The sequence below is a fragment of the Luteimonas sp. WGS1318 genome, assembly GCF_043187535.1.
Lineage (GTDB): Bacteria > Pseudomonadota > Gammaproteobacteria > Xanthomonadales > Xanthomonadaceae > Luteimonas.
Window position 1 is genome coordinate 580,135 of record NZ_CP171131.1, and the last position, 17,882, is coordinate 598,016.

Consider the following 17,882-nt stretch of genomic DNA (forward strand, 5'->3'; position numbering starts at 1 on the left):
TTGCCCTAAACGCACGGCGGAAACACGCTTTGTAAGCGCTGTGTACGTATGGGGCAAATCCGGTATCCGTGTGAGGGGGAAATAGCCCTCTGCTCCTGAGTGCAAAGCTGATGCGAGCCAGGGTGGTCGCCGCTAGACTGCGTCGGGGACTGGGGGATCGAAATGAAGAGGATTGCTACGGGTGTACTAAGCCTGATTGTTGCGCTTGCCGCTTTCTTTGGGATGCGCGAACTCGGGCAGCAGAAAGCGGCACGTGTGGCCTCATCGGCTCAAGTCTCTCCGCCCACATCAGCCCAGGTCTCGCGTGAGGTTGAACGACTGCGTGCCCGAGCGGCTCAGGAGCATCCGGATCTCGCGTCAGCCGAGGCACTTAGAAGGGTTGCGTCCGACGTTGCCGCCAAGAAAATGAGCTCGCAATCGAATCAGCAACAGCTCCGAACCGCAGCAGATATATTCTGGGCGTTCTACTTCCTCAACACCGAAGTTCGAGCTGACTACTGCGCGCAACGCAATGTCGACCTCGCTCCATTTGTGCGGGCGTTCGAAGAGAGCAAAGCGATGGAATACGCGAACGCCAGTGCTGTCTACGCAAGCGCTGGCTTGGATCCAAAAATTCTGCTCAAACACGTTGGCGCAGAGCTCATGAAGGCTATTGAGCGGGACATGCGAGAGGTGGCTAGTGAATCAGAGGTGCCGGTGGACCAAGCCTGCGCGATCTTCAATGAAAACGCCCAAGAGTTCGCCGATTTCATTCAGCTTCCGCCTAGCGTGAAGCAGGTGCTGGTAGGCGGCAGCTAACCCCCCCTTAGCGGGCTAACGGTGCCAGGTTCACTTATCGCCAAGATGTCCAGCCGCTCGAGCCGGCCTCTGGTCGCCGGCACAGGTCTTGCTGCCACTGACCAAGTGTCGGCATTCTCAGTGGAACTGGACGCCGCTCAATCCCGAGCGATGCCACTTGTCTGGAGGATCAGGATGATCGCTGCACCCGAAGATTTTCAGAGCCAAGTCCTCACCTCCGTCCCGAACGGCGGACTCTTCTGGAAGTCGACCCGCACGGCCGGCGAAGTGGCGGTCGGCATGGTCGTGCGACACGAGGACAATGCGGACGGCTCGGGCACGGTTCTTTGGCTCACCGGCGTCGATGCCTTTTCCTTTCAGGAATTCACCGTACGCGCGACCACAGCTGCTCTGATGCGCCCAGTCGGCCAACTCGGTATTGAGCTAAAAACGCCTTTGGTGGCAGTCGAGCACAATTGGACTAAAGGCCATCTGCTCCTGGCAGAAGGCGGCGCCTTCATCGTCGTGCAAGGTGTGGTCCAAGGCTTTCCCGAGATCCAGCACGTGAGGGTCTCTGATTGGAACATCGTTGAACACGCTCCCTCCGGAGTCGGTCTTCAGATCTCGGAGTGGAGACTCGTTTGCAATGACGACTCTCGCTCTACCGACGTCATCGCCTCAGTTGGCGACTGGACGTAAGCCGAGCTGCGGGCCGGCCGAGTTTTCGGCCGACCCCCCCACTTCTGGGGACAGCCCGTCCGCTCAAATCTGAGCACACTCCCTGAGGGGGGACCGATCTCAACTGCCAGCCTGACATCGGGCAGGCCTGGCAGGACGCCTTCGAACTCGCCGGCGGCTGGGCGGCAGCGATGTCGCGCCGGGCGCTGCGCCTTCTACTGCGGCGGCGGCGCCCAGAGCGGGATGACGTGGTAGTCAGCATCGGCAACAGGCAATGGATAGTGGACTCCCGCCACCTCCCGGCCACCGGGAATCACTTGGACCCTAGCGTTCGGATAGCGTTCTTCCAGCTCCCTGAGTTCCGCGATCAGCTGGCTCAAGGTCATTCCACGGGGGTCGATCATCTCTTACTCCACGGGCTCTACGTTGTGGGTCAGATCTATCACACCGCCAGCGACTGCGATAACGGGGTTAGGTGAATTTATCTGGATGCGGCTGAGACGGAATAGCCTTACTAGGTTCACTTGTCGCGTATCCATAGCGAAGATCAGCGAAGGCCAAGTAGCTGCGCCAAGCTTGTCGAGCCGATTTTTTAGTTGAAGCACTTTCCAAAAGCGCCGATAACGGGGTCAGGTTCACTTATTTTGGTTGTTTGAACTGAGAGGCGAGACGAGGCCATGGAACAGGCACCCCTGACATTTGCGTTGCTGGACGCCCAGATCGAGGCCATGCCCGAGGGGCCGGTCGCGACGCTCAACACGCCACAGTGGATTCGCCCTTGGACGCTGATAGGCGTTGTGGGTGCAGTGCTGGGTTTGCTGCCGTCGCTGTTGATCCAGTGGTTCGCACCTGCGCAGTGGATGGTCTGGATGTCGAAGGCCGGTCTGATCGTCATGGTGATCGGATTCGCCCCGGGCTTCGTGCGCAACGTCTTCGTGCTGTGGCGCGAGTTCCGCGCGCATCGGCAGGGGCTGATCGCACAGGTCGACCATGATGTCGACGAGTTCCGTGCGCTGGCGACTCGTCTTGCCGCGTATCCAAAGGATCAGTTGGAAGCGCAGGCGCGCGCTGCGCGGATGGCCTACGAGCGCCTGGGTTCGCGGCTGATCATGCTGATCGGTGGTGTCGAGCGGCTCGGTCTGCTGCCATTGCTGGTGTCGCTATTCGTCGTGCTGCGCAACTGGCGAGACCTGCTGGCATTGCCTGGCTGGATGTCGTTCTTCGCGATCATGGCTGCGATCCTCTGGGTGATCGGCTGGGCCGGCGCCGAGTTCCGCAGGCGGTTGCAGTTCTATGGCGACCTGCTCGACGAAGCGTTGGTCGTCCAAGGCAAACAACCAAGCGCGGTAGTTGGCCTGCCGGCGCACCGCACGAGCGGCGTGCCTGAAAACTGATGCGCGGGCGGGCGCGCACAGGTAAGCATTGAGGTCGTTGCTGCACACCAGGAGGGATTCCGCCGTGCGAAACAAGTGGCTTCTGACGCTGGTCACCGCCTTCGTCTGCTCCACCGCCACGCCCGACGGGTCGGCGCGGGAACTCGACACCGCCGTATTCGTCGGAGAGCGTATTTCGATTCGTCCGATGCCGGATCCATGCCGAGCGGCCGCATCTGAGACCGGGGAGCGCACCTGCATCACGATGGATGAGCTGTTCAAGGCCCGGTATCGCGTGGTGCAGAGCATCGTCGGCGCGGAAGAGGGCGCGACGCTCGAGTTCGACGTGGCCGACCATTACGGATTTCCGCCGTTCGGCCGGTTCCGGTACGCACTCCTGTTCGTCGCGATGGACGACGCGCCCTGGTTGCACAAGTACCAGGCAATCCCGATGCATCGGACTGCCGACAAACAGTGGGCGTCATGTGGCGATATCCGGTTCGACCCCGATGGCCCGCCCTCGCCGGAACTCAAGGCGCTGCGGTTTCCGCAGCCCGTGGCACGTGAGTCGGAGCTCCCGACGCGTATGCGCGCTTCGTACGAGGCCGGAACGCTGCCACATCTGCGTATCGCACGCGGTCAGGTCTGGTGTTCCGAGGGCATCCTGATCGAGGACGCGTACCGGATGGTGCGCGACGGCGTGATGCGCGCTCGCGAGGTGCCGTTGCCGGAGTGGCCGGGAGCCGCCGCGCGGCCTTGAGCGCGAGTTCGAATAAGGAGGGCAGCTCGCTTCTGAGGTAGAGCGGGGGATGCAGGCGGGAACGACGAGGCGGGTCGGACCGCCGATCAGAGCGTTTCGGGCCGTACCCCAACCCGCCCGCTAAACTGCGCGCCTCGCTTCCGCATTCGACAAGGATTCCGCCATGCCCTTCAACACCACCCCGTCCGGCCTGCAGTACGAAGACACCGTCGTCGGCACCGGCGCCGAGGCCAAGCCGGGCCGCAACGTGACCGTGCACTACACCGGCTGGCTGTACGAGAACGGCGTGCAGGGCGCGAAGTTCGATTCCAGCAAGGACCGCGACGAGCCCTTCATCTTTCCGCTGGGCGGCGGCATGGTCATCAAGGGCTGGGACGAGGGCGTGCAGGGCATGAAGGAAGGCGGCCAGCGCACGCTGATCATCCCCGCCGCTCTGGGCTACGGCGCACGCGGAGCCGGTGGCGTGATTCCGCCCAACGCCACGCTGAAGTTCGACGTGGAACTGCTGGGGGCCTGAGGTCGCAAGCGCACGCGGGAACTTAGGCACCCGGGTCCACGTCTTCGCGCAGCTTGAGTGCCAGGCGCCGTGCGCCGCGCGGCGCTGCGGTACGGGCCGTGCCGGATCTGCGGTGGCGCAGGCGACGCCGGTAGCGCGCGCACGGTGACGGCTGTGCCATACGTCCGGGGAATTGCGGACAATCGGCCTACCGTCACCTGATCGCTGGATACCGATGTCCCGTTTCCGAATGCCGCCGCTGCGGTCGCTGTTGCCGCGTCGGCGGCTGATCTTCCCGCTGTGGCTGGGCGTGGCCGGCGTCACGCTGCTGGCGTTGTTCTACACCTACAGCAGCCTTCCGTTTCTGGCGGCGCACTGGTACTACCCGGCCACGATGGTGGTGGGCGCGTTCGTGGCCGGCGCCACACCGGAGGGCGGCGGCGCTGTCGCCTTTCCGGTGCTCAGCATCTTCCTCAGCGTGGACCGCGTGCTGGCGCGCGATTTCAGCCTGATGGTGCAGTCCATCGGCATGACCAGCGCCAGCCTGCTGATCCTGTCGCGCAAGGACTCGCGCCTGGCCGATTTCCTGCCGCTGCTGTGGTGGGTGCCGGTGGCATTCCTCGGCTTCATCCTCGGCATGGCGACGCTGCAGGGCGTGCGCGTGCCGGTGATCCAGGCGCTGTTCCTGAGCTTGATCGCCGCATTCGCACTGGTCTATCTGCGCAGCCCGCATCGCGGCTACGCCGAGGCGGTGGCGGGCGCGAAGCCACGCGATCATGCGGTCACGGTTGGGGTGCTGCTGCTGGGCGGCCTGTGCGCCAGCCTGTTCGGCACCGGTGCCGACATCCTGCTGTACACGCTGCTGGTCACGCGGTTCGCATTGAAGGAAAAGCGCGCCACGGAGATGAGCATCATGCTGATGGCGAGCCTGAGCGTGCTCGGCTACGCCTGGCGCGGGCTGGTGCAGGGCGAGCTCACCGCGTTCCAGGTGCAGACCTGGCTGTGCGCCGCCCCCGTCGTCCTGATCATGGCGCCGCTGGGCAGTGCGGTGCTGCGCCGCATTCCCCACGAATGGATGCTCCGCGGCATCGTGGTGCTCAATCTGGGCCAGCTTGCGTACTTCAACCTCGTGCGTCCCACGTGGGAGAAGACGCTGTGGTCGTTCGGCTTCACCGTCGTATTGCTGCTGGTGTTCGCGAAGGTGATGGGCATGGTGGGCGCGCATCGCCGGCGGCAGGCGGCGTTGTCGCTGCCGTGATGCTGGCCTGACGGTGCCGCCTGAGGCGATCAGGTGCATGGCGCAGTGATGCTGCCGCTTGGGAAATCAGGGAAGACACAGATGCTCGGCTGGTTGTTCGGAACGAAGCGGGCGGCGCCGCAGGCGCCCAACCCGGTAGACGACGCGGACACGCGCATGCCTGTCGTGATGCACTGGCGCGCCGATACGACGTTGCCGGTGCCGGACTGGCCGGCCATGGACGCGGCGATTCCACCCGACGTCGACGATGCGTGGGCGCACGACTACTTCGACGCTGCGGCCCGCACCTGGCTGGATGCCCTGGCCGCGGCGTTGCCCGCCGAGTACCGGCTGACCGGCACCGCCGATTTCCTGCTGCTGTCGGCGCAGCCGCCGCGCGAGGCGGCGCTGGTGCTGCGCAGTTGCACGCAGGCGTTGCGGGCCATCCGCGCCAGCCTCGGGCCGCTGGCCCACGATGCCGGCTACGGCCGCCACGTGGTGCTGGTGTTCGCCAGTCAGGACGATTACTACGCCTATCTGTCGGAGTACCAGCCGGCCGGCGAGGATGCGCCGATGTCGAGCGGCGTCTTCATCAACGCCGGCTACGGGCATTTCGCGAGCTGGCACGACGGGCTGGATGAGCTCGAAGCCGTGGTCGTCCACGAACTCACCCACGCGCTGCTCGCACATCTGCCGATGCCGGACTGGTTGCACGAAGGCTTCGCGGTGAACGTGGAACGCACGCTGCTGCCGCGGCTGGCCGATCCGCGGTTGGCGCTGTATCGCCCCGACGAGATGGCTGCGCGCCACGCGGAATGGTGGAACGCGACGACGATCCAGACGTTCTGGTCGGGCGCAGCGTTCCATACCGCGGGCGAGGGCGTCGAGCTGGCCTACGATCTGGCGCGCGCGATCACGGTGCTGGCCGCGCGCGAGGACGAGGCCGCCTTCCGCGCGTTCGCCGCCGCTGCCGATCGCCAGGACGCCGGCCGTGCCGCTGCGCTCGACACGCTGGGCTATCCGCTCGAGCATCTGGTCGAGGCGGTGCTGGGCGAGGGCGACTGGGCGCCGGTGCCCGGGCTGTGGCAAGTGCCCGAGCCGGTTGAGGTCGATCGTTAGCGATGGGACAAGGCTGAGGCGCGGTTCCAGCCGATGGCGGTTAGCGCGCCGAGCGACGCGCTCGATCTGATCGCCGGTCTATAAGACCCACGCTGCGCCACAGTGCGACTGCTCACGATCCCAGCGTCGCCGAGGCGGCAATCGCCATCAGCACGAGTACGGCGACGCCCAGCGCCATCCAGCGCAGCGGCGTTCGCGCGCCGGGCCTGCCGCGCAGGAAGACCAACCCGAAGACGAGCGCCATCAGGGGCACCACGGCGATCAGTGCCCAGGCGGGGTCGATCGCGGTCAGGACGTCCATGCGGTTCGTGCCTGGCGGGTGATTCCATCCGCGCGTGGGGAACGCGCCCTCGTTGCCGTCACATTCGCGGCGTTGCATCCCCGGGCGGCGCAGCCGTGCTCATCGGTCACTCGCGCGTTCCCGTCTGTCGTGCATCCCCGCTGTCCGCATCCGCGAGGGCGCGCCCGTCGGCGGCGATGGCGGAACCCACGCGATAGCGCGCGATCGAGGTGCCGGGCGCGTTCTCGAACTCCGCTGTGCTGCCGTCGTGGAACGTCACGCGATAGACCAGCGCCGATTGCGCGCGCAGGCCGAGGTCCGAAGCGCGGGCCCACCACAGGGGCCTGAGGGCCTCGACGAGGGCCGGATCGGCGGTGCGCGCGATGAGATGTTCGTCGCCTGCCGCAGAGGCCAGCATGCCTTGCATGTTGACGTCGGCGACCAGGTCGTGCGCGGTCCGCTCTGCAATGAAGGCGTGCACGCCGAGTGCCGATACCTGCACGGCCACGACCGGTCGCAGCGTGCCGCCCGCCGCCTTATACACATGATGGGCGGCGTCCAGTTCGCGCACGGCGGCAGGATCGGACTCGACTTCAACGAGCGTGGGTTCCGACGCGTCCGCGCGCGTCCTGCGCCAGGACGACAGCGTGTTCGCAGGCAGGTTGTAGACGAGCACGCGCCCCTGACCGGACGCGAGCGCGGCTTGACGGAACGCGTCCTCCGAGGTGCAGGTGTCGCAGGCCACCGGCGTGACGCGGGGACTCGCTGCATTGGCGATCCCGGCGCTCAGCAGCGCGAGGCCAACGCATGCGATGGAGGTGACGTGGCGCATGGAGCGTCCTTGCATGGGAAAACATGTGCATCGAGACTAACGGGCATGTGCGCGCTCGACCACCGCCATGCGAGCGCGGCGTGCGCGAGCGCACGCTGGCGCGAGGCCCGTTGCGGCATGCACACGACGACATCACCTGCCGTTCGCGTCGATGAACGCGCGTACGTATTCATGCTGCGCGTAGTGTGCCGCGTCACGCGGCGTGGGCACGTGACAGGACAGACTCCGCCCACACACCAGCCGCTGGAGACTTACATGACCTCGAACATCACACGTATTCCGCTCGCCATCGCCATGTCCTCGGTGCTGGCGTTCGCCGTCGGTTGCTCGAACGATCGCACCGCCGATGACCGCGCCATGCAGCCGAACGATCCTGCTGTGACCGCGCCGCCGGTTGCCACCACCGACACGATGCCGGCCAACGACATGGCGCGTACCGACAACACGATGGACGGCCCGGATTCGGAACAGCCGGGTACCGATACCTGGATCACCACCAAGGTGAAGTCCTCACTGCTGGCCGACTCCGACGTGTCGGGCCTCGACATCGAAGTGGAGACGGTCAATGGCGTCGTGACGCTGACGGGCCAGGTGGATCAGCAGATGCAGATCACCGAAGCCACCCGCATCGCACGCGAGATCGAAGGCGTGACCGACGTGCGCACCACCGCTCTGACGGTCGGCGCCAACCGCTGATTCCCCTCGCAGCGGGTCCGCAGCCGATGCCGGCTGGGCCCGCGCGATCAGGCGAACGTCACAGATGCCGCACACCTCCCGGTGTGCGGCATTTTTTGTGCCGATGGGTTCGGCGCGTGCAGGCGCATCGCGTCAGAACGCTGGGCTGAAATGTGCGCAGCGGCGTTGCGGTTTTTGTACGGCGTCGCAGATGCGCGTGATCGCTGGCGATAAGCAATCGCGACGCGCATTGCCTTTAGACGTGCGCAACACCTTCAGCCGATGCGCAACGGCAAGCCGCCCGCGCTGGTCACCCGCCCGGGCCTGCAGGCGGGCCGGGCATCTGCTGAATCTTCGCTTCCTCGACAGCCACGCGTTCGGCGTTCCAGGATTCGTGCAGGAAGCGGTGGATCGCCGCGACTTCGTCGTCCTTCAGATAGGCGAGCTGCTCGCGCGCGGTGAAGCCCATCGCGCTGTCGAGTGCATAGAGGTCGCGCCCGTCACGCGTGACGCCTGTGCGCAGCAAGGTCCTGAATTCCGGCAACGAGTACGTCTGCGCGACCATCAGGCTCGGCGCGTTCATGATCTGCTTCGGCAACTGGTGGTGGCAGTGCACGCAGCCGACGACGTAGGTCATGCGCTCGCCCGACGGCGGTGGCGCCGGTGCAGTGCGCGGCTGCGCACTCGCGACCGCCGCGGAGGTATTCGATGCCGGCGAACACGCGGCCATCGCCACACATGCGGTCACGCCCAACAGAACCTGCAGCTTCATCGTGATGTCCGTTTCGGGAAGATGTCTTCTTTCAACGGGCAATGACGCCGGTCCCGGACACATGCGTGGTGATCGTCGCGGATTCAACTGTCGGGCGGTCGTGCGAGGCATTCGAATGCGTCGGCATCGACGGATGAGCGAAGGCGCAAAGCCACCTTGACGCTACACTCGGGTGCAGCACGCCGCACGGCTCGGGGAAGCGGACAAGGGTGTGCGTCGCAGGCGATGCCTGGACCATATTCGGCATGGCGGACGCGCTGCCCCATACGGGCCCTGCTGGGCACGATCTCTCAGACGGCCGATCCGATATCGGTCGAAGCGATCCGGCTAGGCCTACACATCACGAACGGGGGAAGGGAATGGGGGGCAGAATGAAGTGGGTGTTCGCATTGATGGCATGCGCGCAGATTGCGGCCGCGAATGACGCCGGGCGTTCGCAGACGTTGCTGGATGAGATGGGCTTTCATCGCGCCATGCGCTCGGTGCAGGCGACGTGTGTCGAGAAGGCGGAGGCCACCGACGTCGAGCAGCAGGCCGCGGATAGCCCTGCACTGTTCGCGGAGATTCAGCCGTCGGATCCACGCTGGGACACGGCCCGCGCGCTGTACGTGGACATGCTCACGTCGGCTTGCGCATTCGACATGGCGCCGGCGGCGCATGCCTACGCGCAAGCACTGACGGACGGCCTGGATGCGCACGAACTCGATGCGCTGATCGCGTTCTATCGCTCCGATCTGGGGCGTCGCTTCGAGGCCGCCAGCCAGGCGGGCAACGTCGCGGTCGATCGCGTATTGAAGCCGATCGTGGATCCGGCCGTCGCGTATGCGACGTTCGAGGAAGGAATCCAGCAGCTCGCGGCCGGCGGCGATGCTGCGCCTGCCGCCGGCGTTGTCCCGCGTATCGCCGCCAGCGCGGCCCTTGAGTCGGGCGACGATGCGGTGCGCCTGTCGGACCGCATGATGCATGCCATCGTGGCTGGCGATGTGCGCGCGGCCCTCGCGATGGCCGCGCCGTATTCGGTGCTGCCGCCGGAGGCGTTCGAAACGCTTGCGACGCAATTCGATACGCAGTCGGCACTCGTGACGGCGAATTACGGCCGCAGCGTGGAACACGTGCTGCTGACCAACGATTCGGTAGGCGGCGCACTGATGCGCAACGTCTACCTGCATCGCCACGAGCGTTACGCCACGGTTTGGCTGTTTCTCTGGTACCGCAGCGAAGCCGGCTGGACCTTGACCACCCTGCGCTTCGCCGACGACCTCAACAGCCTGTTTCGTTGACGCCGATCGAGGGCCCGGTCGCGGGCCCTCCACGCCGGCCTCAGGCCGGACGATCCACCAGCAGCACGAACGCGCCCAGCTGTGAGCCCATGCCGATCGCCAGGCTGCGCTCGCGGTCGGCGGCCAGCGTGGCGGCGGGCACCGACATGTCCGGCGGCAGTGCGCGGTAGGCCACGTCGTCGTCCGCCATCACGTCGCGGACCAGATAGCCCATCAGCACGTTGACCATTTCACCCAGCGCGTCGAGTGCGAGCGCGTCGTCGCACAGGTCCTCGGTGATGCCGAGCAGGGCGCAGGCGAGAGCGCGTGCGCCGGCCAGGTCGGTGGCGAGGCCGATGCCGAACGGGCGGTCACCCTCGATGCGCACGTGGGCCACGCACGGCCAGGTGTCGAGCTCGTCGGGCGGCAGCACTTCGGCCGGCAGGCACTGGCTGCCGAGCATGCGCGGAAACAGCCGCGCGCACAGATCGATCGCGTGAGTGGCGAGGCTGCCCACCGGATGACCGGCGACCACGCTTTCGAGCGCATGCCGGGCCTGTTCCTGGTCGGCGCGGTGCAGGGCGATTTCCGCCTCCAACTGCCGGGCGTCGAGTGCGCCCTGTTCGACCAGCACCTGGCCGAGCATCTTGCGGCCGGCTTTCTGCGCTTCGAGCAGGGCATCGAGCCGGTCCTGGTCGAGTGCGCCCATCTCCAGCGCGATGTCGCCGAAACGGCGGTCTTCCACGCGCTGGCGCTGCTGGATGCGGCGCGCCTGGGCGGCGTCGAGCCAGCCCTTGCGCATGGCCAGCTCGCCGAGCAACGGATTGGACGCGCGCTGCGCCTCGATTGCGGCCAGCAACTGGGGTGCGGTGATCACGCCACGCTCCAGCAGGAACTGGCCGAGGAATTTTGCTGCCATCGTGTGCCCTCTACGCAAAAAGTGGGACGGGTCGCCGCTCAGGCGAGCACCTGGTGGAGCACGCGTTCCATCACCTCGGGGTCGATGGGCTTCTGCAGGTACGAACGTGCGCCGAGGCGCAGACAGGCCTCGATGTCGCTCTGCGCGCCGAGCGAGCTGAGGATCACCACCCGCGCCTGTGGATCGAGCTCGAGGATGCGGGCCAGCGCCTTCTTGCCGTCGCACTCGGGCATCACGAGGTCCAGCAGCACGAGGTCGGGACGCAGCGCCTGGTACTGGCTCACCGCTTCACGGCCGTTGCCGGCTTCGCCGACGACGTCGAAGCCGGCTTCGCCCAGCTGGCCGGCAGCGAGCATGCGCAGTGCGCGCGAGTCGTCGCACAGCAGGACCGTCGGTCGTACGCTCATGGAAGTCTCCTGATCGAAGGGTGGGCGCCCGCAGGCCGTCTTGCTCTAGCGGCCGGGCGGGGGGATTCTTGAGGGCGCCCACGCCAGGGGCATCCGGGGGCTGGCGCCGGGTTCCGGAGGGCGGTCAGGGACCGTCCAAGGGGACCCGTTGCATGCGCCGGGCGCGCCTATACTGGCGTCCTTCTCCGAGGTGACTTCCATGATGGACCCCATCCCGTTGGAGGATCTGGCCCTGCTCGATGTGTTGCAGCAGATCAGCCAGAACAGCACTTCGGTGCTGGTCGAGGCCGAGATCAAGCGGCGCCTGATCGAGAGCGCGCTGATCGAGGACGACGAGGATGGCTTGCGGCTGACCCACGCCGGCATCGCGCTGTGCAAGTCGCTGCAGCACCGGGTGGCCGCGGACAAGCTGGCCAGCGAACTGCTGGAAAAACGCGACGGCGCCTGAGCGGCAGTCCGGGCGGCTCGCCCGGCACGCGGCAACCGCGCCCGGTCGAATGCCGTCGATCGCGCGGGCCCGGTCCGCGACGCGTGTTGCGGCTCATGGCTTTACCCACCGCGGTTATGCTGCGGCGACCTCACCTGCACGGATTGCACGGGAGCCGCCAATGCGTCGTCCAGTGATCGTCCTGTCCCTGCTCCTGGCCCTGGCGGTCGGTGCGCTGTCCGGCTATTGGCTCGGCGTACGCAGCGAGCGTGCGCGCGAGGCGGGTCCGGGCGTGACCCATGCGGCTACGCCGCACGCTGGCGTGGCAGATTCGGGCACCTCCCCGAGTGCCGGTCGCGCGCGTGCCTCATCCGACGCGCCGGCGACTGCCGACGTGCTGCGTGATGGCGCGGTGGCCGTCGATGCGCCCACTGCCGCGCCGCGCGTTGCCGGCGATCTGCAACCACCTTCGTCCGCAAAATCGGCACGCGGCCTCGCTACCGCAGGCCCGAGACCACTCTCCGCCGCCGGCGAGCGCCGCATCGCGGATGTGATCGCCGGGGTGCGGCTGCACAACACCGATTTCGACGACCGGTACACGCTGCTCGAGCACGATGCGCGCGAGGCGGTATCGGCGGACGCGGCCGAGGCGCAGCTCGCGGCATTTCTCCACGAGTACGGCGCGGGCTACAACGGACTGGAACTCGCGCCACTGCGGTGCAGCGATACGGTCTGCACGATCACCGCGACGGCGTTGCCGGGCCTCGGCACCGACGCCCCGCACGCGAACGCGCAGGCGCTGTTCGCACGGTTGATGGCGGATCCGCGGTTCCAGGCCGCGTTCTCCGATCCGGCGATGATGGTGACCAGCCGGGACGGCGCGGTGGTGTACGTGGCGACGTTCCTGCGCACGCTGCCTGCGGGCTGACGGGACGTCGCGATGCGCGCGGTCGGACCTGGACAGGCCGATGCGCGCGCCGACGTCCAGGACATCGCACGCGGCCCCGGCGCGCCGGGTATCGTCATCCGCTTCGACCTCACCGGAGCGCGCACGATGACGACGCCTCGCCTGCTGCTTGGTCTGTGCCTGTGCCTCGCGGCGGCGGCGGTTGTGGCCGACGACCACGCGCCCGCACCGTATCCCTGGCCCGGCGGCGCACGGGCCGCGGTGAGCCTCGCCTACGACGATGCGCTGCCGACGCATCTCGACACCGCGATTCCGGCGCTCGACCGGCATGGCCTGCACGGCAGCTTCTATCTCGTGATGTCGGCCGACACCGTGCGCACGCGGCTGGCCGACTGGCGCGCCGCCGCGCGCCGCGGGCACGAGCTCGGCAACCACACCCTGTTCCATGCCTGCAGCGCGCAGGGCGCCGACCGAAGCTGGGTGTCGCCGGCACAGGATCTGGACACGATGACGGTGGCGCACGTGCAGGCCGAGGTACTGCTGGCGAACACGATGCTGCACGCGATCGACGGCAGCACCGAGTTCACGTTCACGGTGCCCTGCGGGGATCGCAACGCCGGCGATGGCGACTACGTTTCGGGCCTGGCGCCGCACATGCTCGGCATCAAGCTCGGTGCGGGCGCCGTCGTGCCGGACATGCGCACGCTCGACCGCCATGCGGTGCCGGTCGCGGTGCCGCAGGGCAGCACCGGCGCTGAACTGATCGCGCTGGTCGAAGCGGCAGGCCGTCAGGGCACGATGGTGAACTTCACCTTCCACGGCATCGGCGGCGATCATCTGGCGGTCTCCCGTGAGGCGCACGAAGCCCTGCTCGCGTTCCTGGCCGCGCACCGCGACCGCTACTGGACCGCGACCTTCCGCGAGCAGATGCGCTGGGTGCGCGATGTGGAGCGCGCGGCGGCGCCATAATCGACGGCAGTCCAGCTCACGGGGAGAACGACGACATGCTCAATCACGTCATGGTCGGCAGCAACGACATCGCACGCTCGAAACGGTTCTACGACGCCGTGCTCGGCGTGCTGGGCGCCGGCGCGCCGCTGGAGAACCAGGCCGCCTCCGGACATCGACGCCTGTTCTACCGCCACGCCGGCAGCACGTTCTGCGTGAGCGAACCGATCGACGATGCGCCGGCGACGCCGGGCAATGGCCACACGTTCGGCTTCAAGTGCGTGTCGCCCGAGCAGGTGCAGCAGTTCCACGACGCTGCGGTCGCCGCGGGCGGAGTGTCGATCGAGCAGCCGCCCGGTCCGCGCGAAAGCCCGATGGGCGCGCTGCATCTGGCCTATGTGCGCGATCCCGATGGCAACAAACTCTGTGCGATCCATCGGCCGGTCTGAGCGCCCGGGCCGACCGCATGCGCCGACTGTTCGCGATCATCATCGCCGCGATCTCGACCGGCTGCGTATCCGGCGCCATGGAGCCCTCGGCGATGGGTGATACACGCCCGCAGGCGTCCACCTCGGCGGCGGTGCAGTCCTTCGTCATCGAAGGTCCCGCCGCGGCGACGTTCCGCAAACAGGTCGTTGCGCGCTCGCCCTGGACGCACGGGGACGGCCCGGTCGAAGCCTGGTTCGGTGATCTGGTCGTCGAGGGCACGGTGTCGATCGACACGCCGCCGGGCACGCAGTACGCGACGTGGTTCAACTTCGAGAAGCGGCTGACCTTCGTCGTGCGCGACCTGCGCGACGGCAGCGTCCGGACCACATCCCACGTCGATGGCGGATGGAACCTGGCGCGTCGCGGCATCTCGGTGCAGATGGCGCCTCCGCCCCTGGACAGCGTGTCCGAGGACGATTTCAACCTGCAGGCCCCGCACGGGTCCGCGATCAGCCGGCGCTTCATCTACCGCATCGACGATCACCTGCCGGACCTGTATTCCGCGCCGACCACGCTCGAGATCCATGCCGAATATCTGGGCGCGCGGTCGAATGCGATCCGGGTCGAGGTCCTCATCGATCACGATTGAGGGCGAGACCGCGCCGTTGGTCGAAAGCGCCCGTGTCGCACGCGACGCCGTCGATCAGAACGTAGTCTGCCCCGGCAGCAAGGCGCGCAGCTCGGCGTCGGTGAGGTTGCGCCACTGGCCGGGCTTGAGATGCGCCAGCTTGACCGGGCCGATGCGCACGCGGATCAGCTGTTTCACGCGCAGCTTGAAGTGCGCCGCCATCAGCCGGATCTGCCGGTTGAGGCCCTGGACCAGAATGATGCGGAAGCCGAACTTGCCCAGCGGGCTGGTGCGGCAGGGCAGGGTGGTCTGGCCGTGGATCGGTACGCCGCGCGACATGCCGCGCAGGATCTCCTGACTGACCGCGTGGTTCACGGTGACCAGGTATTCCTTCTCCAGCTTGTTCTCGGCGCGCAGGATCGCGTTGACGATGTCGCCGTTGCTGGTCAGCAGGATCAGGCCTTCGGAATCCTTGTCGAGGCGGCCGATCGGAAAGATGCGTTCGCGATGGTCGACGAAGTCGACGATGTTGCCCTTCACCGACGCCTCGGTGGTGCAGGTCACACCCACTGGCTTGTGCAGCGCGATGTAGACGTGGCGTCGCTTGCCGGGTGCGGCGGTGCGCGTCTGCAGCGCCTGGCCGTCGATCATGACGGTGTCGCCGTCGCCGACTTCCGACCCCACGCGTGCGCGGATGCCGTTGACGGTGACCCGGCCTTCGGCGATGAGGCGGTCGGCCTCGCGTCGCGAACAGGTGCCGGTGTCGCTGATGTGCTTGTTCAGGCGCATGGGCGCGTGCGTCGGGGAACTCGTGGAAGGCGCGCAGTCTGGCAGATCGTGTCCGCGCGGGTCACGTGCGGCGCGTCGGCTGCCCCGGCGTGCCGCGGGCGGTCCGGCTGCCAAGGGCATTGGCCCGGCGGGGAGCTTGCGTCGACCCGGTGCTCGACGTGAATCGCGTGCGCCAGCCGGGCGAAGGGCGTTGCGCGTATGCACGCAGCGCGCCGCGTGCTGCGTGCGACGCCCGCGAACCGGATGGGGCATCCCGCGCGTACGCTCTGAAGCGCATCGCGCGTGTCCGGCGTGTGCGCTCAGTGGCCCTGATGGCCGACCGTCGATGCGCTCGCAGTGCGTCGATTGCGCCGCGGGAGGACGCCTGAGGCGGTTACGCCGGCGCGTCGATCACGTCGTCCAGCCGGTCGGACGGCACCATGTAGCCGCCGTCCTCGATCGCGTCGCGCACGCTCAGCAGTTCGATGCCGAGGGCGTCGAGGTCGGCGGCATCCGCAGCGCCGACGATCTCGATGCAGCGGCCGTTGAACCACGTCCAGAACTGCCGGTAGGTCTTGCCCTGCCAGTGTTCGTGGCGGATGCCCTGATAGAGCTCGCCCACGGCGATCGTCGACGGGTCGCGCATCGTGTGTGTCTCACTGGGGATCGTGCGGAGTGGGAGTGTGGCCGAAGCGTGCGGACCGCGCCTGCGTCGGTCGCACCGGTGCACCGCACACAGCAAAAGACCCCGGGCGTTGCCACCCGGGGTCTCTGGTATCGCGGACGCGATGCCGAACGAGTCGGACTTACTCGGCCTGGACTTCTTCAGCCTGCAGGCCCTTCTGGCCCTGCGCAACCTTGAAGGAGACCTGCTGGCCTTCCTGGAGCGACTTGAAGCCGCTGCCCTGGATCGAACGGAAATGGACGAACAGGTCGTCGCCGCTCTGCGGGGTGATGAAGCCGAAGCCCTTGGCGTCGTTGAACCACTTGACGGTGCCGGTCTGACGATCAGACATGGTGTTACTCCTTGGATCAGTTGAGGAAACACGGCCCGCGAATGCGGTGCCGGGACTGTATCGAGCAAGGGGTAACGCGAAGCGATGGAGCGGATCGTCTGGAAAGGTCGAATTCGACCCTGGAACCTGTGATCAACCGCATCGGAGCCACGATGTACCGTGATCCCGCTTTGAACAGTGCGAACACCATACCCTACTTTCGGTCCGCACCGGCGAAATCGACGAAATAAACACCGCGGCGACCGACGCAGCGCCGTGCGCGCGATGTTCGAGGCGCGTGTCGTGCGCGATGGTGCGACACGCACGACGGCGCGTGCACGGCTGCTTGACCCGCCCACGCGCAGGCTGGCGACGCCGCAATCCCGCCGAGATGGAGACACCGCATGGGCGTTCCGCAGACGCCGGACAGCATCCGGAAATCGCAACAGGAAAAAACGCCGCCGAAGGCGGACGAGAATGAGCGCCCCGACAAGCTCTCCAGCGATGAGGAGGGCGACCGCGCCGAAGAGCGCCAGGGCGGTCACCGTAACGGTTGATGGCCCGCAGCCTGTGCGTGGGCGCAACGCGTTGACGAACGCGATGACCGCGGGCGTGGCGATGACGTCACCGGGCTCGATCGGGACATCGTCGGCCGTGACGATTCGGCGTTCTCGGCAGGCCGTGCGCCTGAAGCCGCCGCGGGCGTCGCGCCGTGCGCATGGGTGACACCGGAACGGATCGGCGGTTGCGGCTGCGCGCCTTCGTCGCGGATACGACCGCGCTCGTGCTGTTCTTCACGGTCACCGGCGTCTTGAACGAACGCGTCGTATCCGGCATGGACTGGAACGAGGTGCTGCATGCGCGCCTGCTCGGCGCGGCGCTGATGATTCCGGTCGCGCGCCCGTATGGGGTCTGGCGCGACTGCCTGATGCGCCGGGCCGCGCCGACACGGCGCTCGCGCCTGCTCTGGGACAGCCTCGCGCTGGTCACGTTCCAGGTGCCGATCTACGCCGTGATCATCGCGATCAGTGGCGCATCCGGGCGCGGTTTGGTGTTCGGCATTCTCGGCGCGACCGCGATCATGCTGGTCTCGGGGCGCCCTTACGGCGCCTTTCTCAACTGGGTGCGAGCACGCTTCGGCCTGCCACCGGGCGGTGTGAAGCCGATGAGCCTGCAGGACTGACCTGCCTGCGATC

The 17,882-nt window shown here is 67.1% G+C and carries 25 protein-coding genes; 16 read left to right on the forward strand and 9 right to left on the reverse strand.

The window, feature by feature from the left end:
• Positions 1 to 162 precede the first annotated feature (162 nt).
• A complete protein-coding gene (locus tag ACF3M1_RS02535; RefSeq protein WP_394003634.1) occupies positions 163 to 798 on the forward strand; it encodes a hypothetical protein in 636 nt (211 codons plus the stop codon).
• Between the two features lie 174 nt (positions 799 to 972).
• Entirely contained in the window at positions 973 to 1,476 is a 504-nt protein-coding gene (locus ACF3M1_RS02540) for a hypothetical protein (protein ID WP_394003636.1), read from the forward strand.
• A gap of 194 nt (positions 1,477 to 1,670) precedes the next feature.
• On the opposite strand, the gene ACF3M1_RS02545 is transcribed toward ACF3M1_RS02540, so the two are convergent.
• On the reverse strand, positions 1,671 to 1,859 hold the full coding sequence (locus ACF3M1_RS02545) for a hypothetical protein (protein WP_394003638.1): 189 nt from the start codon (positions 1,857 to 1,859) through the stop codon (positions 1,671 to 1,673).
• 273 nt (positions 1,860 to 2,132) lie between these two features.
• Here ACF3M1_RS02545 and ACF3M1_RS02550 point away from each other — a divergent pair, with 273 nt between their 5' ends.
• The 5 genes from ACF3M1_RS02550 to ACF3M1_RS02570 all read left to right on the forward strand — a co-directional run bounded on the left by ACF3M1_RS02550 (position 2,133) and on the right by ACF3M1_RS02570 (position 6,440).
• Entirely contained in the window at positions 2,133 to 2,849 is a 717-nt protein-coding gene (locus ACF3M1_RS02550) for a hypothetical protein (protein ID WP_394003640.1), read from the forward strand.
• A gap of 64 nt (positions 2,850 to 2,913) precedes the next feature.
• The gene (locus ACF3M1_RS02555; protein WP_394003642.1) at positions 2,914 to 3,588 is read left to right on the forward strand and encodes a hypothetical protein; all 675 of its coding nucleotides are present in this window, start codon (positions 2,914 to 2,916) and stop codon (positions 3,586 to 3,588) included.
• A gap of 163 nt (positions 3,589 to 3,751) precedes the next feature.
• Complete coding sequence (locus tag ACF3M1_RS02560) at positions 3,752 to 4,105, forward strand: FKBP-type peptidyl-prolyl cis-trans isomerase (RefSeq protein WP_394003644.1); 354 nt, start codon at positions 3,752 to 3,754, stop codon at positions 4,103 to 4,105.
• A gap of 214 nt (positions 4,106 to 4,319) precedes the next feature.
• Positions 4,320 to 5,342, forward strand: a complete 1,023-nt coding sequence (locus ACF3M1_RS02565) for a sulfite exporter TauE/SafE family protein (protein ID WP_394003646.1) — start codon at positions 4,320 to 4,322, stop codon at positions 5,340 to 5,342.
• 156 nt (positions 5,343 to 5,498) lie between these two features.
• On the forward strand, positions 5,499 to 6,440 hold the full coding sequence (locus tag ACF3M1_RS02570; RefSeq protein WP_394003648.1) for a hypothetical protein: 942 nt from the start codon (positions 5,499 to 5,501) through the stop codon (positions 6,438 to 6,440).
• 112 nt (positions 6,441 to 6,552) lie between these two features.
• On the opposite strand, the gene ACF3M1_RS02575 is transcribed toward ACF3M1_RS02570, so the two are convergent.
• Both ACF3M1_RS02575 and ACF3M1_RS02580 read right to left on the reverse strand, forming a co-directional pair.
• The gene (locus tag ACF3M1_RS02575) at positions 6,553 to 6,741 is read right to left on the reverse strand and encodes a hypothetical protein (protein ID WP_394003650.1); all 189 of its coding nucleotides are present in this window, start codon (positions 6,739 to 6,741) and stop codon (positions 6,553 to 6,555) included.
• 106 nt (positions 6,742 to 6,847) lie between these two features.
• Positions 6,848 to 7,552: a hypothetical protein gene (locus ACF3M1_RS02580; protein ID WP_394003652.1), complete on the reverse strand. Its 705-nt coding sequence runs from the start codon at positions 7,550 to 7,552 to the stop codon at positions 6,848 to 6,850.
• A 45-nt stretch (positions 7,553 to 7,597) separates the two neighbouring features.
• Between ACF3M1_RS02580 and ACF3M1_RS02585 the strand changes: the two genes are divergently transcribed.
• Positions 7,598 to 8,248 (forward strand): BON domain-containing protein, encoded by a 651-nt coding sequence (locus ACF3M1_RS02585; protein WP_394003654.1) that lies wholly within the window; start codon positions 7,598 to 7,600, stop codon positions 8,246 to 8,248.
• 289 nt (positions 8,249 to 8,537) lie between these two features.
• Here ACF3M1_RS02585 and ACF3M1_RS02590 read toward each other — a convergent pair whose 3' ends face one another.
• Entirely contained in the window at positions 8,538 to 8,999 is a 462-nt protein-coding gene (locus ACF3M1_RS02590) for a hypothetical protein (protein ID WP_394003656.1), read from the reverse strand.
• A gap of 245 nt (positions 9,000 to 9,244) precedes the next feature.
• Between ACF3M1_RS02590 and ACF3M1_RS02595 the strand changes: the two genes are divergently transcribed.
• The gene (locus tag ACF3M1_RS02595; RefSeq protein ID WP_394003658.1) at positions 9,245 to 10,279 is read left to right on the forward strand and encodes a DUF2059 domain-containing protein; all 1,035 of its coding nucleotides are present in this window, start codon (positions 9,245 to 9,247) and stop codon (positions 10,277 to 10,279) included.
• Between the two features lie 40 nt (positions 10,280 to 10,319).
• On the opposite strand, the gene ACF3M1_RS02600 is transcribed toward ACF3M1_RS02595, so the two are convergent.
• Positions 10,320 to 11,177 (reverse strand): chemotaxis protein CheX, encoded by an 858-nt coding sequence (locus tag ACF3M1_RS02600; protein WP_394003660.1) that lies wholly within the window; start codon positions 11,175 to 11,177, stop codon positions 10,320 to 10,322.
• Positions 11,178 to 11,215: 38 nt separating this feature from the next.
• A complete protein-coding gene (locus tag ACF3M1_RS02605; protein ID WP_394003662.1) occupies positions 11,216 to 11,584 on the reverse strand; it encodes a response regulator in 369 nt (122 codons plus the stop codon).
• Positions 11,585 to 11,783: 199 nt separating this feature from the next.
• On the opposite strand from ACF3M1_RS02605, the gene ACF3M1_RS02610 reads away from it, so the two are divergent.
• The 5 genes from ACF3M1_RS02610 (at position 11,784) to ACF3M1_RS02630 (ending at position 14,944) form a co-directional block, all read left to right on the forward strand.
• A complete protein-coding gene (locus ACF3M1_RS02610) occupies positions 11,784 to 12,032 on the forward strand; it encodes a hypothetical protein (protein WP_394003664.1) in 249 nt (82 codons plus the stop codon).
• Positions 12,033 to 12,081: 49 nt separating this feature from the next.
• Positions 12,082 to 12,939 (forward strand): hypothetical protein, encoded by an 858-nt coding sequence (locus tag ACF3M1_RS02615; RefSeq protein WP_394003666.1) that lies wholly within the window; start codon positions 12,082 to 12,084, stop codon positions 12,937 to 12,939.
• A 126-nt stretch (positions 12,940 to 13,065) separates the two neighbouring features.
• Positions 13,066 to 13,887, forward strand: a complete 822-nt coding sequence (locus ACF3M1_RS02620; RefSeq protein ID WP_394003668.1) for a polysaccharide deacetylase family protein — start codon at positions 13,066 to 13,068, stop codon at positions 13,885 to 13,887.
• Between the two features lie 35 nt (positions 13,888 to 13,922).
• The gene (locus ACF3M1_RS02625) at positions 13,923 to 14,315 is read left to right on the forward strand and encodes a VOC family protein (RefSeq protein WP_394003670.1); all 393 of its coding nucleotides are present in this window, start codon (positions 13,923 to 13,925) and stop codon (positions 14,313 to 14,315) included.
• A gap of 17 nt (positions 14,316 to 14,332) precedes the next feature.
• Entirely contained in the window at positions 14,333 to 14,944 is a 612-nt protein-coding gene (locus ACF3M1_RS02630) for a hypothetical protein (RefSeq protein ID WP_394003672.1), read from the forward strand.
• Between the two features lie 54 nt (positions 14,945 to 14,998).
• On the opposite strand, the gene ACF3M1_RS02635 is transcribed toward ACF3M1_RS02630, so the two are convergent.
• From ACF3M1_RS02635 to ACF3M1_RS02645, 3 genes are all read right to left on the reverse strand, one after another.
• The gene (locus ACF3M1_RS02635) at positions 14,999 to 15,712 is read right to left on the reverse strand and encodes a pseudouridine synthase (RefSeq protein ID WP_394003674.1); all 714 of its coding nucleotides are present in this window, start codon (positions 15,710 to 15,712) and stop codon (positions 14,999 to 15,001) included.
• Between the two features lie 373 nt (positions 15,713 to 16,085).
• Positions 16,086 to 16,337, reverse strand: coding sequence for a hypothetical protein (locus tag ACF3M1_RS02640; RefSeq protein WP_394003676.1), 252 nt, complete (start codon positions 16,335 to 16,337; stop codon positions 16,086 to 16,088).
• Between the two features lie 160 nt (positions 16,338 to 16,497).
• On the reverse strand, positions 16,498 to 16,707 hold the full coding sequence (locus ACF3M1_RS02645; RefSeq protein WP_394003678.1) for a cold-shock protein: 210 nt from the start codon (positions 16,705 to 16,707) through the stop codon (positions 16,498 to 16,500).
• Positions 16,708 to 17,090: 383 nt separating this feature from the next.
• Here ACF3M1_RS02645 and ACF3M1_RS02650 point away from each other — a divergent pair, with 383 nt between their 5' ends.
• Together ACF3M1_RS02650 and alaE are read left to right on the forward strand one after the other, a co-directional pair.
• The gene (locus ACF3M1_RS02650; protein ID WP_394003680.1) at positions 17,091 to 17,243 is read left to right on the forward strand and encodes a hypothetical protein; all 153 of its coding nucleotides are present in this window, start codon (positions 17,091 to 17,093) and stop codon (positions 17,241 to 17,243) included.
• A gap of 188 nt (positions 17,244 to 17,431) precedes the next feature.
• Positions 17,432 to 17,869: an L-alanine exporter AlaE gene (alaE, locus tag ACF3M1_RS02655; RefSeq protein WP_394003682.1), complete on the forward strand. Its 438-nt coding sequence runs from the start codon at positions 17,432 to 17,434 to the stop codon at positions 17,867 to 17,869.
• The last annotated feature ends 13 nt before the right edge of the window (positions 17,870 to 17,882 follow it).